Origin of the sequence: Anaerophaga thermohalophila DSM 12881, assembly GCF_000191885.1 — a bacterium.
Classification (GTDB): domain Bacteria; phylum Bacteroidota; class Bacteroidia; order Bacteroidales; family Marinilabiliaceae; genus Anaerophaga; species Anaerophaga thermohalophila.
Genome location: NZ_AEWI01000020.1, coordinates 76,228 through 97,769, shown reverse-complemented (window position 1 = coordinate 97,769; position 21,542 = coordinate 76,228). Strand labels below are relative to the sequence as shown.

Annotated in this window: 14 protein-coding genes; all 14 read left to right on the top strand. The window is 38.3% G+C overall.

What is annotated here, in order from left to right; all coding sequences use genetic code 11:
• Positions 1-94 precede the first annotated feature (94 nt).
• The 14 genes from tsaD to ATH1_RS0107680 all read left to right on the top strand — a co-directional run bounded on the left by tsaD (position 95) and on the right by ATH1_RS0107680 (position 21,506).
• A complete protein-coding gene (tsaD, locus tag ATH1_RS0107750; protein ID WP_010419800.1) occupies positions 95-1,114 on the top strand; it encodes a tRNA (adenosine(37)-N6)-threonylcarbamoyltransferase complex transferase subunit TsaD in 1,020 nt (339 codons plus the stop codon).
• Positions 1,115-1,227: 113 nt separating this feature from the next.
• Positions 1,228-1,533, top strand: coding sequence for a PqqD family protein (locus ATH1_RS0107745; RefSeq protein ID WP_010419797.1), 306 nt, complete (start codon positions 1,228-1,230; stop codon positions 1,531-1,533).
• A gap of 163 nt (positions 1,534-1,696) precedes the next feature.
• Entirely contained in the window at positions 1,697-3,301 is a 1,605-nt protein-coding gene (locus tag ATH1_RS0107740) for an IS1634 family transposase (protein WP_010416888.1), read from the top strand.
• Between the two features lie 514 nt (positions 3,302-3,815).
• Positions 3,816-4,712, top strand: a complete 897-nt coding sequence (locus tag ATH1_RS0107735; protein ID WP_010419794.1) for a hypothetical protein — start codon at positions 3,816-3,818, stop codon at positions 4,710-4,712.
• Positions 4,713-5,140: 428 nt separating this feature from the next.
• Positions 5,141-7,744 (top strand): T9SS type A sorting domain-containing protein, encoded by a 2,604-nt coding sequence (locus ATH1_RS0107730; protein WP_162096779.1) that lies wholly within the window; start codon positions 5,141-5,143, stop codon positions 7,742-7,744.
• Between the two features lie 283 nt (positions 7,745-8,027).
• Positions 8,028-9,728 (top strand): carboxylesterase family protein, encoded by a 1,701-nt coding sequence (locus tag ATH1_RS0107725; RefSeq protein ID WP_010419786.1) that lies wholly within the window; start codon positions 8,028-8,030, stop codon positions 9,726-9,728.
• Positions 9,729-10,363: 635 nt separating this feature from the next.
• Complete coding sequence (locus tag ATH1_RS0107720; protein ID WP_010419783.1) at positions 10,364-10,933, top strand: RNA polymerase sigma factor; 570 nt, start codon at positions 10,364-10,366, stop codon at positions 10,931-10,933.
• Between the two features lie 338 nt (positions 10,934-11,271).
• Positions 11,272-12,192, top strand: a complete 921-nt coding sequence (locus ATH1_RS0107715; protein ID WP_010419780.1) for a DNA adenine methylase — start codon at positions 11,272-11,274, stop codon at positions 12,190-12,192.
• Positions 12,176-13,015, top strand: coding sequence for a type II restriction endonuclease (locus ATH1_RS0107710; protein ID WP_010419777.1), 840 nt, complete (start codon positions 12,176-12,178; stop codon positions 13,013-13,015). Before ATH1_RS0107715 ends, ATH1_RS0107710 begins: the two co-directional genes overlap by 17 nt.
• Positions 13,016-13,375: 360 nt before the next feature.
• Positions 13,376-13,864: a hypothetical protein gene (locus ATH1_RS0107700; protein ID WP_010419771.1), complete on the top strand. Its 489-nt coding sequence runs from the start codon at positions 13,376-13,378 to the stop codon at positions 13,862-13,864.
• Positions 13,861-14,742, top strand: coding sequence for a DNA-methyltransferase (locus tag ATH1_RS0107695; RefSeq protein WP_010419768.1), 882 nt, complete (start codon positions 13,861-13,863; stop codon positions 14,740-14,742). The genes ATH1_RS0107700 and ATH1_RS0107695 overlap by 4 nt, the downstream gene beginning before the upstream one ends.
• A 582-nt stretch (positions 14,743-15,324) precedes the next feature.
• Positions 15,325-16,350: a FecR family protein gene (locus ATH1_RS0107690; protein WP_010419765.1), complete on the top strand. Its 1,026-nt coding sequence runs from the start codon at positions 15,325-15,327 to the stop codon at positions 16,348-16,350.
• A 148-nt stretch (positions 16,351-16,498) separates the two neighbouring features.
• The gene (locus tag ATH1_RS0107685; protein ID WP_010419764.1) at positions 16,499-19,900 is read left to right on the top strand and encodes a TonB-dependent receptor; all 3,402 of its coding nucleotides are present in this window, start codon (positions 16,499-16,501) and stop codon (positions 19,898-19,900) included.
• Positions 19,901-19,910: 10 nt separating this feature from the next.
• Positions 19,911-21,506 carry a RagB/SusD family nutrient uptake outer membrane protein gene (locus ATH1_RS0107680; protein ID WP_211208078.1) on the top strand — a complete coding sequence of 532 codons (1,596 nt, stop codon included), beginning with the start codon at positions 19,911-19,913 and terminating at the stop codon, positions 21,504-21,506.
• Positions 21,507-21,542 lie beyond the last annotated feature (36 nt).

Genomic DNA, 21,542 nt, shown 5'->3' with positions numbered 1-21,542 from the left:
AGGAGGTAACGACGAAGAATCTGTTCCCTGTTTTTGGTTTCTTTGATGACTATAGGTTAGAAGGTATTTATAAATCGAACGATCTATTTTAAATATGGAACCCATAATATTAGGTATTGAATCTTCTTGTGATGATACTTCTGCCGCTATTACAAAGGGCGATACGATTCTCTCCAATGTAATTGCCGGGCAGAAAGTACATGAAGAATATGGTGGTGTAGTGCCGGAGTTAGCGTCACGGGCTCATCAGCAAAATATTATTCCGGTTGTTCACAAAGCCATGAAAGATGCCGGCGTAAAAACGAATGATATTTCTGCCGTAGCTTTTACCCGCGGACCGGGATTGATGGGATCGCTGATGGTTGGTACCAGCTTTGCCAAAGGGTTTGCGTTGGCTCGTAAAATTCCACTGATCGAAGTTAATCATTTGCAGGCGCATGTTTTGGCACATTTTATTCAGGAGACGGATCAAAAGCACGCGGTGCCCGAATTCCCGTTTCTTTGTCTTTTGGTGTCGGGGGGTAATAGCCAGATTGTGCTGGTTCGGGATTTTCTTGATATGGAAATAATCGGCCAGACCATTGACGATGCGGCCGGCGAAGCTTTTGATAAATGTGCCAAAGTGATGGGATTGCCCTACCCGGGAGGACCACTTATTGATAAACTGGCCAGGGAAGGAAATCCTGACGCATTTGAATTTTCCAAGCCCGCAGTTGCCAATCTGGATTATAGCTTTAGCGGATTGAAAACATCCTTTCTTTATTTTTTGCGCGATCATGTCAGGAAAGACCCTGATTTCGTAGAAGATAACAAAAACGACCTTTGCGCCTCGTTGCAAAAGACCATTATCGATATTCTGATGGAAAAACTGGTGACTGCTGCTGATCAGACCGGTATTAAGGAGATTGCCCTTGCAGGAGGCGTTTCTGCCAACTCAGGCCTTCGCAAGGCTTTTAGGGACGGCAAAAAAAAGTACGGCTGGAATATTTATATCCCTAAATTTGCCTATACTACCGATAATGCTGCTATGATTGCCATTACCGGCTTGTTCAAATACCGGAAAAAGGAGTTTGTGGGGCAGGATGTGGCTCCTTTTGCCCGGATGGTGATATGAGAGGCAGGGTAGGAGAGTGATAGAATGGAAGAATGGTGAGATGGCAAAATGTTAGAAATACTGAATCTAATAATATTATATCTAATAATTTAATTTTCAGTAATTTACAACTAATGATTGACAATGAAGCCCTATATCAGGTTAATTCCGACAAATTCGTGACCCGCATGATGGGGAATGAGATGGTGATGGTACCTCTGTCCGATCGCGTGGCAGATATGACGAGTGTTCTTACTTTAAATGAAGTTGGTGCCGACATTCTTAAGGCTTTTGAAAAACCTTGTACCATCAATGATGTCATCAAAAAGCTTTTGGATATTTATGAGATAGACGAAGAAACACTGACTTTTGATATTCAGACTTTTGTTAATAATGCCATTGAAAAAAAGGTGATTGTTAAAGCGGAACTTCCTGTCTAATTTTATCGGCAAATCACAGCACTCCCACTGCCAGGCTAAGTTTAAGAGTTTTTTTTGCTCAAATATGTGTGGCTAAGAAAGAATTAATACAAAAATTCTATAAAACATTTGCATATAATTTTTTAAATTATTATATTTGTGGCTAAGACATAAATTTAGCTATATGTTTATTCAAAGAACATACCGTAAGACAAAAAATAAGGTTTACCAATCAGTTGTTCTGATGGAAAATTATAGGGAGGGTGAAAAAGTTAAACATAGAAGCATTACCTCTTTAACAAAATGGCCAGAACATCTTGTAAATGATTTGGAAAAATTAATTAAAGGTAAAGCTATTACGGCAATAGAGGACTTGAATCTTTCTAATGGCAAATCATTCGGTGCAATTGAAGTAATCAAACAAGTGGCCAACCGACTGGGAATATATCAGGCCTTAGGCAGTTCTAAACAAGCAAAACTGGCAATGGTGCAAATTGCAGGGCGTATAATTACGCAACAGTCAAGGAATTACATTGCCAACGAATGGGTGATTAATCAGGATATTGAGAATGTTTACAATGTGTCCAGTTTCAATGAAGATAGCTTATACGATAACCTGGATTGGTTAAGCGCTAATCAGGAAAAAATAGAAAAGAAAATTTTCAGACACCGTTATCAAACAGAAAAAATAAAGAATATATTTTTATACGATGTAACTTCATCCTATTTGGAGGGGACAAAAAACGAACTGGCCACATACGGATATAATAGGGACAAGAAAAAAGGCAAGATGCAAATAGTTGTAGGGCTGATGCTCGACAGCTATGGATACCCAATTACCATAGAGGTATTCAAAGGGAATACCGGTGACACAAAAACAGTTTCGTCACAACTTAAAAAACTCAAAGAAGTATTTGGTGTAGAGCGAGTTATTTTTGTTGGGGATAAAGGAATGATAAAATCAAGCCAGATTGATGAAATCATATCAAACCAGTATAAATGGGATTATCTCACAACAATTACCAAAGAGCAGATTAAATCATTAATAAATAAAGGGGTATTGCAGCTATCTTTATTTGAAGACGAATTGGTAGAAGTAGCTGGCGAAAATAATGTGAGGTACATATTGCGGAAAAACAAGTATAGGGCAATAGAATTAAAACGAAATAGAGAAGACCGAATTAAAAGGTTGATGGATTTTGTGACTAATAAAAACAAATACTTAAAAGAACATCCAAAAGCACAAATTAATGTTGCGCAAAGAGATATAAACAATGAGCTGGTAAAATTAAAACTAAAAAACATCGTCACGGTAGATGTGAACGAAAGAGGGTTCTCTATATCTATAGATGAGGAAGCAAAAGAAAAACAAGGGGAGTTAGATGGCTGTTATGTGGTTAAAACGGGAGTCCCAAAAGAAGAACTAAACACAAAAGAGGCCCATGATAGATACAAAGATTTAGGATTGGTTGAATTTGCATTTAGGACCATGAAGACCACAATTGAAGAGCTTAGACCAATATTTGTAAGAAAAGAGGATAGGACAAAGGGCCACGTATTTGTTGTGATGCTGGCGTATATGATAACCAAATATATTTCAGATAAAATAGCCAGTTTAAACTATACCCGAAAATTTGCTATTGAAAGCCTTGATAAAATACAATATATAGAATATGATTTTAAAGGAACCAAAATAAAAGTACGCCCACATAACTTATCGAATCATCAAAAAGAAATATTGGATGCACTGGATATAAAACTAAATGTAGCTAAGAAGGAATCAGCCTGATAATATGGCGCATCCCTTGACAGAAAAGGGGTTTAAGGGATATTTATTTTCTTTAAGATAGGAAGTTCCGTTAAAGTGGAAGGATCTGAAGGGTAGCTATTGCAGTAGTTCGTTATAAGAAGCCTAAATGCAGAGGCGCTATGACGCAAAGCTTTTATTATTGGTACTTTCTGAACAGACACATGATTTGTTACAGCTTTTTCCGACTTTCTTTACAGGCGGGCACTAATTATACACTGATGAAACGGGCATGACAAAAATTGTTATAAAATTGTTAGGACTGTTAGATTGTTGGGATTGTTAGCTAATGTAATAAAACTTATAACATTCTAACAACTAATATATTAACAATATTAACAACTTTAACAATTCTAACAGCCGTAACAACTTATTAAATGTAAGATAAAACGGGCCTGACAAGGCACACCACAACAAGAATATGTATAAAGTCTTGCATGCGAGTTCCATCAGACCAATAACTTAATTAGGGGCTGCTGAATAACACTTAAATTATATGAATATTTACTTACCCGGCATAGAATTAAAACTTAAAGCTTTGTCTTCCGGGATTCAGCTTGAACCGCTTGGATCATCACTCTATGAAGTGGCAATTTCGCCTGTGAATTTGTCGTTTGATTGTGTTTATTCAATTGTAAATCAAACTGACAAGGGAGGGATGAAGACAATGTTGTCCGGCGAATCTTTTGATGGTGCGGAAATTCCGTATCGTTGGGAAATAATGAAAGAAGGAACAGATGCCGGAATTTATATTGATTTTTTTGAAGACAATCAACTGGAAGAAGTTTTCTGCCGGATCAATTTTAATGAAGGAAGTATTCATACATCTCTTGTTCCGAAAACAAAAGTGAAAGAGGTAGTTGTTGATCCCCTATTTCAGCCGTTTGGGTCTGTTTTGATGGTTGTACTTGCTCATTACCAAAACGATATTATCATACATGCTTCGGGAACAATCGATAATGGAACAGGTCGTTTGTTTACGGCTGTCTCGGGAACCGGTAAGAGCACCATGGCAGGACTCTGGGAAAAGTCTGGTGGCAAAGTAATTAACGATGACCGGCTGTGGTTGCATAAAGTGGATGATCAATGGCATTTTTTCAATACACCGATGCCCTATTATGCACAAAGGCCGTTAGAGGCACCGTTGAATGAAATATTCCTGCTTCGTCAGTCGATCCACAATGAAATAAAGAGACTTACCGGTGTTAATGCAGCCATGCGCTTCATGGCTAATGCCATTCAGCACTTTTATGACAAAAAAATGACGGAGCGCCACCTCGACCGGGTGCTGGATATTGCATCCAGTGTTCCCATCTACGATTGTGGCTTTAAGCCTGATCAGGATATTGTTGAAGCTATTCGAAAACAAGCGTGGAATTATACAGGGGAGTAGATTTCAATAGGCAGAAGGTTGACAGGCAGAAGGCAGAAGTATGGGGCAGAGAGCATAGGGTAGAGGAATTAGAGCCTGACCCGGAGGGTGTCTGAAAAGACTTACAATTTCTTTGTCACCCACACTTTGTGTACGGGACAGGCAGTGTGCGAAAATAGAATTTCTCAGCTCCGCCGCTTGCTTGCAAGAAACTATGTTAAAATAAGAAAAACATCAAAAGTTAGGGGTGAAAAAATATATTTATTATTTTTAATATTTGATATAAGTATCTACGTTTTTTCAGGACAAGCCTGAAAAAAAACCCTGTGCTGGATTTAGTCAACTTAAACAACATGTTGGTTAGTTTTATGCGCTAAGCGCCTATTCATCTTTAACTCATAGAATTTATGCGGTACTTTACTTCCTTCTTTTGTTTTGCTTTCCTTTTTGTGCAAAGCTTATTTTCCCAGATTCCCGCAACATGGGAATCTGTTGGTGGTCTTCCCGGTGTGACGGGTGGTAGCTCAGTTAATGATTATGTGTTGGCCATGGTACAGGATGGAGATGGCAATATATACATTGCCGGTGATTTCGAAATAGCCGGTGGGGTGATGGCTCACAGAATCGTTAAATACGATGGAGCGGAGTTTCATCCTATTGCCACGTCTGTTAACGGGTTTATATATGATCTGGCTGTGGATGTTAATGGTAATTTATTTGTCGGCGGGTCATTTACAACGATTGATGGCGTTACGATGAACCGGGTTGCTATGTGGGACGGTAACAATTGGAGCTCGTTGGGAACAGGGGTTGGAAATTATACTGTTTACGCCATTGCAGCAACCGGACCCGGTGAAGTTTATGTTGGTGGCGATTTTCCCACTGCCGGTGGAAATACAGCTTCCAGGGTTGCGCATTGGAATGGAACCTCATGGGCATCGATGGGAGATGGTTTTGATAATACTGTCAGAGCATTGGAATTGAGTTCGGACGGGAAGTTATATGCCGGGGGAATATTCACGCAAAGTGGAACCACCGATGTCTCCCGTGTTGCTTATTGGGATGGCACAGCATGGCAGCCGATGGGGTCGGGAGTAAATAATTCTGTTCTGGCATTGGAATCTGATGATTCCGGGAATTTATATGTAGGTGGGGAATTTGGGATTGCCGGAGGGATATATTTTCGACGTATTGCCAAATGGGACGGGACTGGCTGGAGTGGCGTTGGTGCTGATGAATATTCAGGGTTTGATAAGCGGGTTTATGATTTAAGAATTGATGAAAGCGGTAATTTATACGCGTGTGGTGAATTCTCTGAGTTTAATAATACAGCCCTTAGTGGCGCTGCTGTATTGCCGTCTTCCGGCACATGGCAAAGCATTGGGAATGAATTTGTTGATGGGTTCGGCGATGTAAACTATTCTCTCAGAAGTATTTTGCCCACCGACACCGGTGATGTTTATGTAGGGGGTATTTTCAGAGGCGCCGATGGTCTGGGCGTTTATAATATTGTTCGATGGGACGGAGTTGGTTTTCATACACTTAGCAATGGACCTGACAACTCAATTTATGTTTCAGTGCTTGATCCGGATGGAAATCTTTATGTAGCCGGTTCTTTCATTTCGGCAGGTGATAAGTTGGTCAATTACATTGCCAAATGGGACGGCAGTGAATTTTCTCCCTTGGGCGATGGATTTAATGATGTTGTATATGCCTTGACTATTGATTCAAACGGAACCTTGTATGCCGGAGGAAACTTTACAAAATCAGGGACAACAGAAATAAACAGAGTGGCCCGATGGTCAGGAACCGAATGGGAACCTTTAGGAACAGGTGTTGACGGGGAAGTGTATGTTTTGACAACAAACAGCCAGGACGAATTGTTTGTTGGAGGCTTAGGGATCACTGATGCCGGGGGTGTGTCGGTAAACAATATCGCCAGATGGGATGGTTCCCAGTGGCATGATCTCGATGGAGGGGTTAACAACTATGTGAGGGCTCTTTTTTGTGATGATCAGGACAATTTGTACGTGGGAGGCGGTTTAACGGAAGCGGGTAGTTCTCCTGTTACCGCTAACCGAATAGCCAAATGGGATGGTTCCCTATGGACTGCTCTTGATGGAGGGGTAACCGGATATTCCTCTGAGGTGCGAAAAATTATAAGTGATAAGAATGATGGCATTTATGTAGCGGGCAATTTTACTTTTGCAGGTGAAGTTGGCGTAAGTCATATTGCTCACTGGGATGGTAGTTCATGGAGTGGAATTGGAGATTATAGTGAAAGCTATTATCTGAATAGTAACGTCTTTGATATCACACTTGATGCTTATGGGAACCTTTATGCCGGCGGCTATTTTACTGCTGCCGGTGGCAATACTGTCAATATTTTTGCCCGTTGGGATGGCAATGAATGGGCGGGACTTGATAACGGTTTTAGTACCATAGGAGGAGGAATGCCCTCTGTCAGAAGTATTATTATTAAAAATGATGGAATCCTTTACGCTTCTGGAACATTCTATACTTCGGGCCTGAATAACCGCGTAACGCCTTTTTTGGCCAAAACGATTTTGCCAGGCCGGATATCTGTTGAGATAGAACCGCAACAGGCTGTTGATGATGGTGCCCGGTGGAGTTATGACGGCGGCACCACATGGCTGGAGCCCGGAGTTTATGATTTGCCGGCAGGTGATTGCAATGTTTCTTTTAAGGAGGTAAGCGGATGGAATGTTCCTTCGCCTCAAAATGTTTCTACGGCTTACGGGACTGACCTATTGCTAAGCGGAAGTTATGAAACGGCTACAAGTATTCCTGCCTTTAAAGATACAGAAACCATTAAAGTCTATCCTGTCCCTGCTACTGACTGGGTGAACCTGGTATTACCTGTTAGCAGGGGTTTTGTCACGATCATAGATATGAGTGGAATTATTGTTTTGGACCAGGAAATAAATAGTACTGAAGCAAGGATTTTTGTTGGAGATTTCATTCCCGGAATTTATTTTATGCGGCTGAAGGTGGAGGGGAAAATTGTTTTTAAGAAGCTGATTGTAAAATAATTGTTTTCGAATTGTCAATTCATCCACAACTGGTATAAAGGTAATGGATAATGATATAAATGAGCCTGCTCCTAAAAGAGCTGTTTTGTCAATATTTTAGCGATGAGAATATTATATCTGAGCCCGGTCTAAAAAGCATCTTTGTTGCCAAACTCGTTGTTGTTTTAAATTTTTTGCATACTCATTAACAATAAGTTAACTCCGGTACAAAAATTTAAAACGCCTGGATTTTGACAAGAATATGCTTTTTATACTGCACTCTTAACTTAAAAAATGTTATCGTATGTCTTTAGGTCGTATATCTTTTTCAGTTTTGCTGTTTGTTTTTCTATTTAATGGCATTTCTGCCCAGTATTTTCAGTCTGGGCCACAGGTTGAAACTTTTTATTCTGAAATCGATGATTCGGAACAACCCTATGCGCTTTATCTTCCCGAAAGTTTTAATCCCGATAAAACTTATCCGTTGGTGGTAATGCTTCATGGAGCGATGTCGAACCACCGGCTGGCCCTGAAAAGAGTTTTTGGAAAAACCAATTTACCGGGAGAGAGCGATGCCGAAGCTTCCCGTTATTTTCCACCCTGGGAAGACGTGGAATACATTGTAGTGGCACCTTATGCCAGAGGTACCATGGGGTATGTTGGCATCCCCGAGGATGATGTCATGCAGGTAATTGAGAAATGCCGAAAAGATTTTAAGATTGATGAGGATCGGATTTATTTGACCGGCCTTTCCATGGGAGGCGGCGGAACTCTTTTTATCGGGTTGTCCCGCCCCGACCTGTTTGCGGCAATAGCACCGGTTTGTCCTGCCCCTCCTGCAGAGGCGTTCGACCTCGAAGAGAATGCTTTGAATCTTCCCATGGCCATCCATCAGGGAGGAGCCGATCCGGTAGTAAAACCTGAAGGAACCCGGCGGATTGTTGAAGAACTCAGAAGTGTTGGCACTATGGTTGAGTATTATGAATATCCTGAAGTTCATCACGATTCATGGGCCAATGCCTATGCCAACGGAAACATCTTTAAATGGTTCGATGGTATTGTACGAAATCCATATCCCGGGAGAGTGCGTTTTGCTACCAGGTGGTATAAATATCCTGGTGCTTACTGGGTAAAGATTGATAAATTAACACCGGGTACTTTAGCCAGAATCGATGCAGAATTTACCGGTGAAAACCAGGTTAATGTTGAAACCGATAACCTGAAAGCATTTTCTCTGAACCTGAAAAATCATCCGCAATTTGAATCTTCAAAACTGCTTAAGGTTATTATTGACGGACAGGAAATCAGCAGTTTGCCCAGGTTCAATCATTCGTTTCATAAAGAAGGCGGGAAATGGGTAACAGGCCGGTATATTGCCCCTGTCATGGCTAAAAAGGCTGGTCTTGAAGGTCCTGTGTATGAGGTGGTGACCGAGCGTCATGTATATGTGTTTGGAACAAAGAATGCGGATGACCCGGATGAGATTAACCGGCGTAAAAGTGTTGCCAGAGAGGCTGCCGATTTCTCTGTCTCATTAGGCGGTTACTTTGAGCAAAACAGCACGGTTAATCCAAGAGTCATTGCAGACCGTCAGGTTACTCATTTCGACAGGTATCATTCCAATATGGTACTTTTTGGAACAAAGGAGACCAATTCGGTTATTGCAGAAATTGGTGATAAACTTCCGATGCATCTCGAAAACACAACAGACAGCCTGGGGCTTGTTTATTGTTATCCTCATAACGGAAATCTGGTGGTTGTCTCTTCCGGTTTGCCGTTTTGGACATTTGTTCCGGACGACAAGGATCAACAGCCATTGCATGGAAGTCGCTTTGGAGGTGCCAGCGGTGCCCAGGCATTAAAAGGGATGAAAGATTTTCTTTTGTTCAATAGGAGCAATCAGAATGTGATTGTTGAAGGCTATTTCAATCACGATTGGACATTGCCAAAAGAGGCTGTCAATACGTTAAAATCACACGGAGTTGTGATTAATACGAGGGAATGAAACGAGCATGGCAATGGTTGCGACAAAAGAACATGTATAAAACTCAATCATGCGAGTTCCATTCGACCAATAATTTAGACTAATTTTATACGAATGGAATTGTTAGGGTTGTTAGGGTTGTTAAATTGTTAGTTAATATAATAAAATTTACAACATTCTGACAACTAACACATTAATGATATTAACAATATTAACAACTTTAACAATTCTAACAGCCATAACAATTTATTAAATATACGAATGAAACGAGCATGGCAAAGTTTGCCACAATTAGAATATGTATAAGTTCTTGCATGCGAGTTCCATAAGACCAATAACTTAGATTAATTTTATACTGATGAATTAGATGGACAGGCTGAGGTTATTGCAATAACCTGATTGAATTTATTTAAGATTTTTTCATCCGAATTAAACTTTTCTTTTATTGCCATTGTTGTGATAGACCTCTGGTGAATGCCCGAAGTATTGAGAGGGGTTTTTATCAATTAGTTGCTTCTTCTGGCATGCACTTAAATCTTCACCCGACTCGGGAATGATGCATTTGGGATTCAGATGCGTTAAAGATGTAGAGTAATTTTTACTTTTGCATTTCTTAAGTAAATTTTACATTTTTGCACCACTAAATTCAGGGATGCATGATTCAGGAACAAGCTTTCGTTAAACAACTCAAAGAAGGTAATATTCATGCTTTCAATCATCTTTTTGATAGCTATTCGTCGCGATTATACGGGTTTGGAATAAAATATCTGAAGTCCGAAACCGATGCGGAAGAACTGGTGCAGGATGTTTTTCTGAAAATCTGGCGAAATCGTGAAAAACTAAAAGAGGAAGAGAACTTTCATTCTTATCTTTTTACTGTCGCATTTAACCAGATCAGGGATTATTTCCGGTATAAAGTAGTTTTTCTTGATGTGGACGAACATCTGGAGCTAATGCCATCCGATAATTCTACTGAAACAACGATTACCTATCGTTCGGTGCTGGAACAAATTAAAGCACTACTGGAAAAATTGCCCGATAAGAAACAAAAAATTTTTTACTTGAGTCGGTTTGAGGGTAAATCGGCCAAAGAAATTGCCGTTATTGTTGGTGTAAGTCCTAAGACTGTTGACAATCAGATATCTGAAGTGATCGGCTTTTTAAGAGAACGTTTAAAAGAATCGGGCCCGTTATTATGGCTTTTTTACTGGTTATTTATTCAGTAGCCTAAAGACATCAGAGACATTCCTTTATTCAGGTTAAGATTTACTCTTCCGCATGCCGGAGGAAAAATTTTTTTCTTGGGGTAGGGAACTTTGGTGGTGGTATGCTACCCGGTTCGGCAAAAAAAAAACATCTTGCCAAATGGCGGTTTGAGATTATGATTTTGTATTTTTGAGAAAACAAATATTTGTGAGAACGATTCAATTCAAGATACTGGATAACGTTGATTTGCAAGAGTACGCTTTTCAATGATAGTTGCAGCTTAATTAGATGAGGATGCAAAACTTTCGGCTTGAAAAGCGTTGGAGATCGTTGGATTGTCAAAAAGTAAGTTACTTCTATGAAAATAAAAGCGAAACCATTTGTGAAATGGGTCGGGGGGAAAACCCAATTAATCGATAGCATTAAAGTGACAATACCCCAAAATTTAAATCAGCAAAAAGACTTAACATATATTGAACCATTTGTTGGAGGTGGTGCAATTTTATTCTGGATATTGCAGGAATACCCAAATATTACTAAAGCTGTGATAAACGACTTAAATCCGGATTTAACCAGAGCATACAGAACAATAAAGGAAAGTCCCGACGTATTAATTAATGTGTTAAAAAACATTCAAAATGAATATTTGCCTTTAAATGAAGAAAAAAGAAAGGATTTTTTTCTTGAGAAAAGAGCTTTATTTAATACAAAATCACTTAATGATATAGAGAATACATCTCTATTTATTTTTCTCAATCGTACTTGTTTTAATGGCTTATATAGGGTCAATCGTAAAGGTCTTTTTAATGTTCCGTTTGGTAGATATGCTAATCCAAATATTTGTGATGAACAAACTATTATTGCAGATAGCAAATTATTGCAAAAGGTAGAAATATTGACTGGAGATTTTGAAGATACGTTGCCTTATGCTACACAAAACACATTATTTTATTTCGATCCGCCATATAAACCGTTAAGTGAAACATCCAGTTTCAATTCGTATTCACGACAAGCATTTAATGACAAAGAACAAATCCGTTTAGCCGAATTTTGCAAAAAGGTAGATATGCTTGGCTATGATTTTATACTTAGTAATTCGGATGTTAAAGGGAAAGATCCAAATGATAATTTCTTTGATGATCTATATAAAAATTTTCATATTAAACGTGTATTTGCATCAAGAATGGTTAATTCAAATCCCGCAAAGAGGGGGAAATTAACTGAATTACTAATAACGAACCAAGTGGTTGAAAAATTCGAATATGTCAAGGAAATTTGAAAGGTTTATATCTCAATTAAGTGAAACTAATGCTACGCTTGATTATTTTACTGATTTTGAGAAGATAAATGAAAATGTTAGAAAAATAGAAATTAAACTGAATCAATTAAATTATTTGATTGGTAAGACGAACATTAAACGTGCTGTTGAAGAATTATTTATAGAAAATCCCGGAGTATTTGAGGTTTTAGATATTTTAATTGCAATTCGGACCAATAAAAAAGCTAAAACTATTAATAGAGAAGGGAAAATAGTTTTAATGAAATCATACTTTAAAACACCGGAATTGATTTATGAATTCATTAACGATACAGGTTTAGGAGAGATGTTTCAGAATAAAAGAATCACTAATCTTGTAGATTATGTTTTTGGTGTGGAGGTCGGCTTGGATACTAATGCTCGAAAGAATAGAGGTGGTGAAAATATGTCGAAAGCTGTTGCTATGCAATTCGACAGAGCCGATATATATTATAAAAAAGAAGTCAAGAGTGCTGTTTTTCTTGATATTACAAGTTTGGGAGTTGATTTGAAAAAATTTGATTTTGTAATAAAAACCCGGAAGAAAACATATTTGATTGAGACCAATTATTACAATAGTGGTGGTTCTAAACTAAATGAAGTAGCTCGTTCATACTCTGATCTTGCCTCCAAAATCAATCAATATAATAAATATGAGTTTATTTGGATAACGGATGGCCAAGGTTGGCTATCTGCAAAAAATAAGTTGGAAGAAGCATTTTCAATTATTCCGAGTATATACAATTTAGTTAATTTAAACTTATTTATAGAAAAAATAAAAAATGAGCATATCATTGAATTTTGAATAACATAATGTTAAAAAGAAATATTTATCAACGTGTTATTGATTTGAAAAAAATTGAGATAAGAAATTCAGTAAAAATATTTTTTCAAATGAAACGAGCATGACAAAAATTGTCACAAAAGAACATGTATAAATCTCAATCATGCGAGTTCCATCAGGCCAATGACTTAGACTTGTTTTATACTGATGAAACGAGCATGACAAAGTTTATCACAAAAGAACATGTATAATTAACCTTTAATCATCAAAGAAACCAAAAACAGGGAACAGATTCTTCGTCGTTACCTCCTCAGAATGACATTAGACAGTCTGTCATTCTGAGCGGAGCGAAGAATCTACCATCAATTAAAGTATGATAAGTTGCATCATTACAATGACTTAGGTAAATTTTATACGAATGAATTAATTAGCTTACCATATAGAGGGTATGAAGTAGAATCCTTGATAAATGGTGATAAAATTGTAATTACAAAACCTGGAGGGAAGGCGATCAGATTAAGTCAACCGATGAAAGAGGACTTTTTGGTTTTTGTCTTTAAACCATCTGAAAACTTGCTTTGGCAGATTACACACATGCAAATTATTATGGATGTTAAAGAAAAAGGAAAAGAAGACAGGAAGAAAACTATTAAACTTATAAAACTGCTTAAAAAAACTTTTAATGGAGAAGAACCAAATGATTTTTTGGAAGATATTCTTGAATTAGATTTTACTACTGGCGCTACTTCTGAAACATTAATAGAAGCATATAAATTGATTTGGGGGCAGGAAGATGTCAATTATCCAAATGGCAAAGGTCGTTTAATGTCATGGGAAGCATTTAAGGAATTAAAAGAACAGTTAAAATGATACTTCCATTTTTTAAATCTCAGGATAAATTATTTACCCTATTACATGGTGATGCCATTGAACTTTTGAAGCAATTTGATTTTAAATTTGATATGATTTTTGCAGATCCTCCCTATTTTTTGTCAAATGACGGAATTTCTGTTCAAAATGGGAAAATGGTCAGCGTTAATAAAGGCGACTGGGATAGGTCGAATGGCTTTAAAAAGGACAATGAGTTTAATTACAATTGGTTAAAAGCCTGTAGGAATCATCTTACAGAAAATGGGACAATATGGGTTAGTGGCACTTTTCATAATATTTTTTCGGTTGCACAAATGCTAACTGAATTAAACTTTAAAATTCTTAATTGTATTACTTGGGCAAAAACTAACCCACCTCCTAATTTATCATGCAAATATTTTACACATTCAACGGAATTTATCCTGTGGGCTCGTAAGAATAGAAACAAAACGCATTATTTTAATTATGAGTTAATGAAACAAATTAACGGTGGTAAACAAATGAAAGATGTTTGGCATTTACCTGCATTATCTATTTGGGAAAAGTCTTGTGGAAAGCATCCAACTCAAAAGCCATTAGCATTACTTACTCGCATTATTCTTGCTTCAACGAAAAAGAATGATTGGATTTTAGACCCCTTTACCGGAAGTAGTACAACTGGTATTGCTGCGAATTTGGCAAACAGAAGGTTTCTTGGAATTGACAAGGAACAAGAATATCTAAACATTTCGAAAAAGCGAAAATTGGAAATTGAAAATCCACAGGTTTTTGCAACGTATCGTAGTAAATTAGCAGGTTTTGAACATAAAAGTCAACTTGAATTATTTTTGGCAAGAGAACCCGATATTAATTACATAAGAATGCTGAATCTGAATTAAGAAAGCGTTCCCACTACACTCAGGCTTGAATTATTCTCTTTCAGATAAAGAATCCAGTCTTCTGCAAAGTCGAAATTTTCATTAAAGGCTTGATGGAACTCGCATGATTGATTTTTGCACCTTCATTTCTGAATAATCCTCAAATTCTCTGGGAAGGAACGGACAAGCTATGACAATCCCTGATTTGTTCGTTTCATGTAAGAATTCCATGCCTGACCCTAAAAAATCATACGACACCTTGAGCGTCTGTATATTTTACTTTCCATTTGTCAGACCGCTAAACCGACTTTTTTAGTTGCAATTCAAAAAATTCTCGATAATTGGGGAAAATGTAAATTTTTTCGGGAGATTCTTCATTTTGCGGGGTATTACTATTAGAACACATCAAGAAATCTAACGGTCTATTCTGGCAGAGACCATTAATTATTTCAGATGAACGAGAATGACAAAGATTGTTTTAATAGATTTTTTGATATAAGATGTAAGATGAAACAGGCATGGCAAGGTTAGTCACAAAAGAAGATGTATAAAATCAATCATGCGAGTTCCATTCGACCAATAACTTAGACTAATTTTATACTGATGAATAAAGAACAACAAAAAATATTTGAAGATTATTTGAACGGAAGGGGAGACCAGTCGACAGAAAAGAAATTTGCCGACCTGTTTCGGGGGGAGGCTAATGAACTCAGTCTGAAACGGCGGATGAAGAAAGACTGGGATTCTGTTTCGAAAGATGAATTAAATAAAGATCTTACACCTATTCTCTACAGAATACATTTTCTCATTAACTCAGAAAAGGGGAAAGAATCCGGTAAAAACAAACTCAAAAAAGCATTGAACTGGTACAGCCGTGTCGCGGCTGTTTTGTTATTGCCGTTGCTTGCTATAAGCTCTGTATTGTTCTTTTTCGGTAAAGAGCAGGTCGCGGGGCCTTCTGTGGTTGAGGTTACCGCTCCGTTGGGATCGCGTGTAAAAACCCGGTTACCCGATGGTACCGTCACCTGGTTGAACAGTGGTTCTGCATTAACCTATTCAATTCCTTTTGACGAACGAACCATAAATGTGCGGGGGGAAGCTTTTCTCGATGTGAAAAGTGATTCGCTGAATCCTTTTACCGTTCGTGGAAATAAAACTGCAGTGAAAGTCCTTGGCACCCGTTTTAACGTAGAGATGTGGCCTGATGAGGAAGTTGTGGAAGTTGTACTGGAAGAGGGCAGAGTGCAATTGATACCCGACAATTATGAGCAAACTTTTGAAATGAAACCCGGTGAATTACTGCTTTTCAATAATAATGAACGAAAACTAATCCGAAAAAAAGTAGATCCGGAACCATATTCTGCCTGGATCGATGGAAAACTGATGTTAAGAGGCGAAAATATGACTCAGATGGCGAGAGAATTGTCGCGCTGGTTCAATGTAGATGTGGTAGTGGAAGACAGCATCCTCTTTGATTATACCTTCCGGGCTACTTTCGAGGATGAGAAACTGGAAGATGTATTACGTTTACTGAAAATGACCTCGCCTATTGAATACAAAATAATAGATAATCAGCAAGATAGTAAGGGTAACTTTTCCAGGAAGAAAGTGATTATTCGTCATCAATAAAATACACAGAAATGAGTAAGGCTTCAAATTTTAACAGCAGTTAAAAGGATCATTCATTACAGTAAGAAAATTTTTCTAAGAAAGAAGGGGACAAGGAAGCGGCAACTTCCCCATCCCCTAATGTTGGACTTAAAATCATTACAAAGCTATGAAAAAAATTCCTAAGACAGGAGTGGGAGACCGAAATGTCTTCTCTAAAACCCTTCGTATCATGCGAATTACATTATTCTTAATGTTTGTGGGGATGTCGCAGATATTTGCAGCCAATTCCTACGCGCAGATCAAAAAACTCACCATTGACCTTGAAAATGTCAAAGCCGAAAGAGTGCTTGATGAAATTGAGAACCAGAGCCGGTTTTATTTTCTTTACAACGAAAAACTGGTTGACATCAACTTCAATGCTTCGGTGAAATTTACCGACGAGAATATTTTTAAAGTTCTTGATTATCTTTTCGCCGGACGTGATATCACCTACAAGGTAGTCGACAATCAAATTATTTTGTCGGGAGGAAAGGCATCTTCAGAAGTCTTCCAGCAATCCGGGAAGACCGTCACCGGTAAAGTGACTGATCAACAGGGAGAACCAATTCCCGGAGTTACGGTTTTCGTAAAAGGCACAACACAGGGAACCATAACCGATATGGATGGAAATTTTTCATTAAGTGTTCCTGAGGATGCGAATGTTTTGGTTTTTTCTTTTGTGGGAATGCAGACACAGGAAGTACCCATTGAAGAAAGGACTACTTTTTCGGTTGTGATGCAAGAAGCAGTTATTGGACTTGATGAAGTTGTCGCAGTAGGTTACGGTGTGCAGAAAAAAGTAAATTTAACCGGGGCAATTTCATCTGTCACTTTTGATGAAGAAGTGGATAACCGGCCAATTACCAATGCATCTCAGGCACTTAGCGGTAAAGTAACCGGTGTGTGGGTAAGTCAAAACTCTGGAAAACCTGGTAGTGACGGTGCACAATTACGTGTACGTGGCTGGGGAACGCTGAATAATGCCAATCCTTTGGTTATAATCGATGGAATTGAAGGCTCATTCGATCAAATAAATCCAAACGATATTGAAAGTATTGCCGTATTAAAAGATGCAGCGAGTGCTGCAATTTACGGTTCAAAAGCTGCAAACGGTGTTGTTCTAATTACTACCAAAATGGGAAACACAGGAGAACGTCTGCAGGTAAATCTTAATTCATATTATGGAATACAATCATTGGGAAGAAGGTACGATTTGGTGACCAATAGCGCCGAGCATATGAGATTAACAAACCAGGCTTTGGTAAATGAGGGAGCCAGTCCGCTATTTCCCGACAATATGATTACTGCTTTTGAAAATGGGACAGATTCATATAAATATCCAAATACCGATTGGTTTGATGTATTGTTTGAAAATTCACCCATCCAGGAACATAACCTGTCAATAAGAGGAGGTACAGAAAGAAGTACATCATTTTTGTCATTCAATTATATGAATCAGGAGGGGATGGTACCGAATACCAAAACTGAAAAATATGGAATACGGGCAAACCTTGAGTTAAATGTAAACGATTGGTTTAAGGTAAGCGGACGTCTGAATTATGGTCATAAAGTTGCAACCGAACCATATAATGACATGGTTTACGGTTCTCTTGGTCGGGTTTTTGAGATGCTTTCAGGTGTAACTCCATATACTGCACCTTATACGCGTGACGGTAAATTCGGAGCGGTTGAGGCAATTGATGATGACGGAAATATCCTTTATGATAACAGGAACCCTTTAATTGATGCTAACAATGGTAAAAGAACGGATGAACAAAACTTCCTTGCAATTAATGCTTCAGCAGAAATTAAATTCACAGATTTTCTAAACTGGAGAACTACCGTTGCTTCCACAGGAAACTGGATTCTGACCGACAATTTTAATGAAACCGTTATAGGATATACTGATTCGGGGATTCCAATGATGACCAAAAACTATAACCGGGAAGGGATTGAAATTAGCCGAAATAATAGTTATTCTTTGGCTAACAATGTATTTACCACCCTGAATTTTGACAAGACATTTGCTGAAGCTCATAATGTCTCTGCAATCTTGGGTATGCAACTTGAAGACAGAAAAACAAAAACAGCCTACTCAAGAAGATCTGATCCACCAAAAGAAGGACTGACACAGGTTGATGCCGGAACATCAGGTATTCAGGGTGAAGGCAATATGACCGGATTACGAATGTTTTCCTATTTTGGCCGTTTAAATTATTCGTTTGCCGGCAAATATCTTTTTGAAGCTAATTTAAGAGCTGATGGTTCCTCGCGTTTTAAAGAAGGAAACAGATGGGGAATATTTCCCGGATTTTCCGCAGGATGGAGACTTGGGGACGAAACATTTATTGAAGAATTGAACCTGTTCTCCAATTTAAAGCTGAGAGCTTCCTGGGGGCAATTAGGGAATGAAAATATTGCCGGGTACTGGCCGTTCCTAACAGTTATTGACCAGAATAATAATTTAAGTTACAGCTATGCCGGAAGTTTTGCACCAGGTGCTGCAGTAACTGCTTTAATTGATGAAGATATTACCTGGGAAACATCTACAACTCTTGATATTGGTGTTGATTTAGGATTTTTAAAGAACAGGATAAGTATTGAGGCTGACTATTTTAGAAAAAAGACTACTGACATTATTGTTCAGCTGCCAATTCCATCTCTGATGGGAAATTTAACGCCTCCTTTTGAAAATGTTGGCGAAATGAAGAATAACGGTTTTGAGTTTGTCTTTAATTACGATAACAGATCGATAAACCGGAACAAGTTCGGGTATAATATAGGTTTAAACTTTTCTTACATTAAAAATGAGGTAACCAAGTTTAGGGGAGGGGATTCTCCTGATCAGCTTTATCTTATCAGAGAGGGATATTCGTACCAAACTCTGTATGGTTATAAAGCGGTTGGAATCTATCAATCGGATGAAGAAGCTTCGCAGCACATGTATGACAACAGCTACACTCCTATTGCAGGAAACCTAAAATTTGAGGATGTAAATAAAGACGGCAAACTGGGGTTCGAAGACAAACAGGATATTGGAAATACCATTCCCAAAGTGACTTATGGATTAAGCGCTGCATTTCAGTATAAAGGATTCGATTTAAACCTGCTTTTCCAGGGTATTGCCGGGGTTCATGCTTATAACCAGAACAATTTCACTAATCTGAATTGGGATAACCGAACGATTTCAACACGATGGAGAGATGCCTGGACACCACAAAATCCAGATGCCGATATGCCTATCTTGTATTGGGACAATCCCTGGGACATGCAGCAATCTTCATTTTGGGTAAAAGATATCAGTTTTATAAAACTTAAAAACCTCCAGTTAGGTTATAGTGTCCCGGAAAAACTGACTTCTGACATTGGCATACAAAAAATCTATTTTTATTTAAATGCACAAAATGTATTTTCTATTGTTGACAAAGACTTCGAAGGATATGATCCGGAGAAAAGTACTTTCTCTGCAACTGTAAATGAATATCCTGTGCCAAGAATTGTTTCATTAGGTGTAAATCTTAGCTTCTAAAATAATGATCATGAAACTGAAAAAAATATTTATACGTAGCTTACTCGTAATTTTAATTATCTCATTAAACGGGTGTGCAGACGAATTTCTGGGGTTTTTCCCGGAAGATAAAATTACTTCCGAAAATTTTCCTGAGAATGAAGCTGATATTGAGCTTCTTTTAAATGGTCTTTACGGGCAGCTTCGTGAAGATATATTAATTACCCAGGGATTATTTGCTTTTGGGATACTGGACGGTGCAACTCCAAATGCCTATAACTGGGGTAATACACCCCTTGCTCAAATTGGAAACGGACAACTTTCTGCTACTGCCGGTGGAATTGTTGAATTTCGGTGGACAAGAAGTTATGAAATAATATTCAGAGCAAATTACCTTCTCAGTGTTTTGGATGAGGTTGAACTTAAAGAAGAGGTAAAATTAATGTATGCTGCTGAAGCTCGTTTTCTGCGGGGCCTGGCTTATGCCACATTGGTTGAATCGTATGGGGGGGTACCAATTATTTTAAATGCAATTTCCACGGAAGAGGCAAGGACGATTGCACGGAGCACGGCAGATGAAACCTGGAATCAGGCAATAGCCGATTATGATTTTGCAATTGCAAACCTCGATGTTGACGCACCACTGGTGGGAAGAGCAACAAAAGGCGCAGCAATGGCAATGAAAATGCGAGCTTATTTGTATCAAAATAAATTCAATGAGGTTTTAAATCTTGCTGACAGTGTTATTACTCTGGGAAAATATTCTCTTTTCCCAAGTTACGAAGGTTTGTTTCAGTTGGCTCATGAAAACAACCAGGAAGTAATATTTGATGTTCAGTATATGAGGGGAGAAAACTCACAGGGAACACGCCTCGATCAGTTTACAGGAACTGGGACCGGGAGTTGGACAAGGGGGACACGATATGTACCTACTGAAGATTTGGTAAATGCTTATGAACGGATTGATGGTTCTCCCGGCAAATATTTTGAATCAGAAATTGATCTCGATAATCCTTACGATGGTTGGGATCCCAGATTAAAATTTACTGTAGTCGTACCTGGTTCTTATTATCTTGGTTATCGCTTTCCAAGCTACCTTTATCCTGGCGGTGCTTACAATCATCCCGCAAACAGGATCAAACATTTAAGTACCAGAAAATATCGTGTAGACAAGGAAGAAGATTTACCTCCGGCAGATCAATCAGATTTAAACAATATTGTGATACGCTATGCTGATGTTATTTTATCAAAAGCAGAGGCTATTATTGAAACAGGCGGGAATGTTGATGAAGCTGTTGCACTTATTAACAGAATTAGAACCGAAAGAGACGATGTAAAAATGACTCCTCTTCCGAATGGATTATCACGTGAAGAAGCCCGGGCAAAATTAAGGCACGAAAGAAGAATTGAGTTTGCATTGGAGGGCCTTTATTGGATGGATATCAAAAGATGGCATAAGCTTGATGGATTTCTTGATGATATTTACCCAGTTGAAGTTCGCGATCACAACGGAAATATAGTCGAAACTAAATTCCCGGATGGTTACAAAGAGCAATTCAACCTTTTGCCCATTCCAAATAGTGAGTTATCTTTAAATGAAAATCTGGAACAAAATCCAGGTTGGTAATTAATAAAGTCTGGCCTAAAAAAGTACTTTAGATTT

Bases quoted from the DNA above. Each gene is read 5' to 3' on its own strand.
- tsaD (WP_010419800.1), top strand. From the start codon at position 95: ATGGAACCCATAATATTAGGTATTGAATCTTCTTGTGATGATACTTCT.
- ATH1_RS0107745 (WP_010419797.1), top strand. From the start codon at position 1,228: ATGATTGACAATGAAGCCCTATATCAGGTTAATTCCGACAAATTCGTG.
- ATH1_RS0107740 (WP_010416888.1), top strand. From the start codon at position 1,697: ATGTTTATTCAAAGAACATACCGTAAGACAAAAAATAAGGTTTACCAA.
- ATH1_RS0107735 (WP_010419794.1), top strand. From the start codon at position 3,816: ATGAATATTTACTTACCCGGCATAGAATTAAAACTTAAAGCTTTGTCT.
- ATH1_RS0107725 (WP_010419786.1), top strand. From the start codon at position 8,028: ATGTCTTTAGGTCGTATATCTTTTTCAGTTTTGCTGTTTGTTTTTCTA.
- ATH1_RS0107720 (WP_010419783.1), top strand. From the start codon at position 10,364: ATGATTCAGGAACAAGCTTTCGTTAAACAACTCAAAGAAGGTAATATT.
- ATH1_RS0107715 (WP_010419780.1), top strand. From the start codon at position 11,272: ATGAAAATAAAAGCGAAACCATTTGTGAAATGGGTCGGGGGGAAAACC.
- ATH1_RS0107710 (WP_010419777.1), top strand. From the start codon at position 12,176: ATGTCAAGGAAATTTGAAAGGTTTATATCTCAATTAAGTGAAACTAAT.
- ATH1_RS0107695 (WP_010419768.1), top strand. From the start codon at position 13,861: ATGATACTTCCATTTTTTAAATCTCAGGATAAATTATTTACCCTATTA.
- ATH1_RS0107690 (WP_010419765.1), top strand. From the start codon at position 15,325: ATGAATAAAGAACAACAAAAAATATTTGAAGATTATTTGAACGGAAGG.
- ATH1_RS0107685 (WP_010419764.1), top strand. From the start codon at position 16,499: ATGAAAAAAATTCCTAAGACAGGAGTGGGAGACCGAAATGTCTTCTCT.
- ATH1_RS0107680 (WP_211208078.1), top strand. From the start codon at position 19,911: ATGAAACTGAAAAAAATATTTATACGTAGCTTACTCGTAATTTTAATT.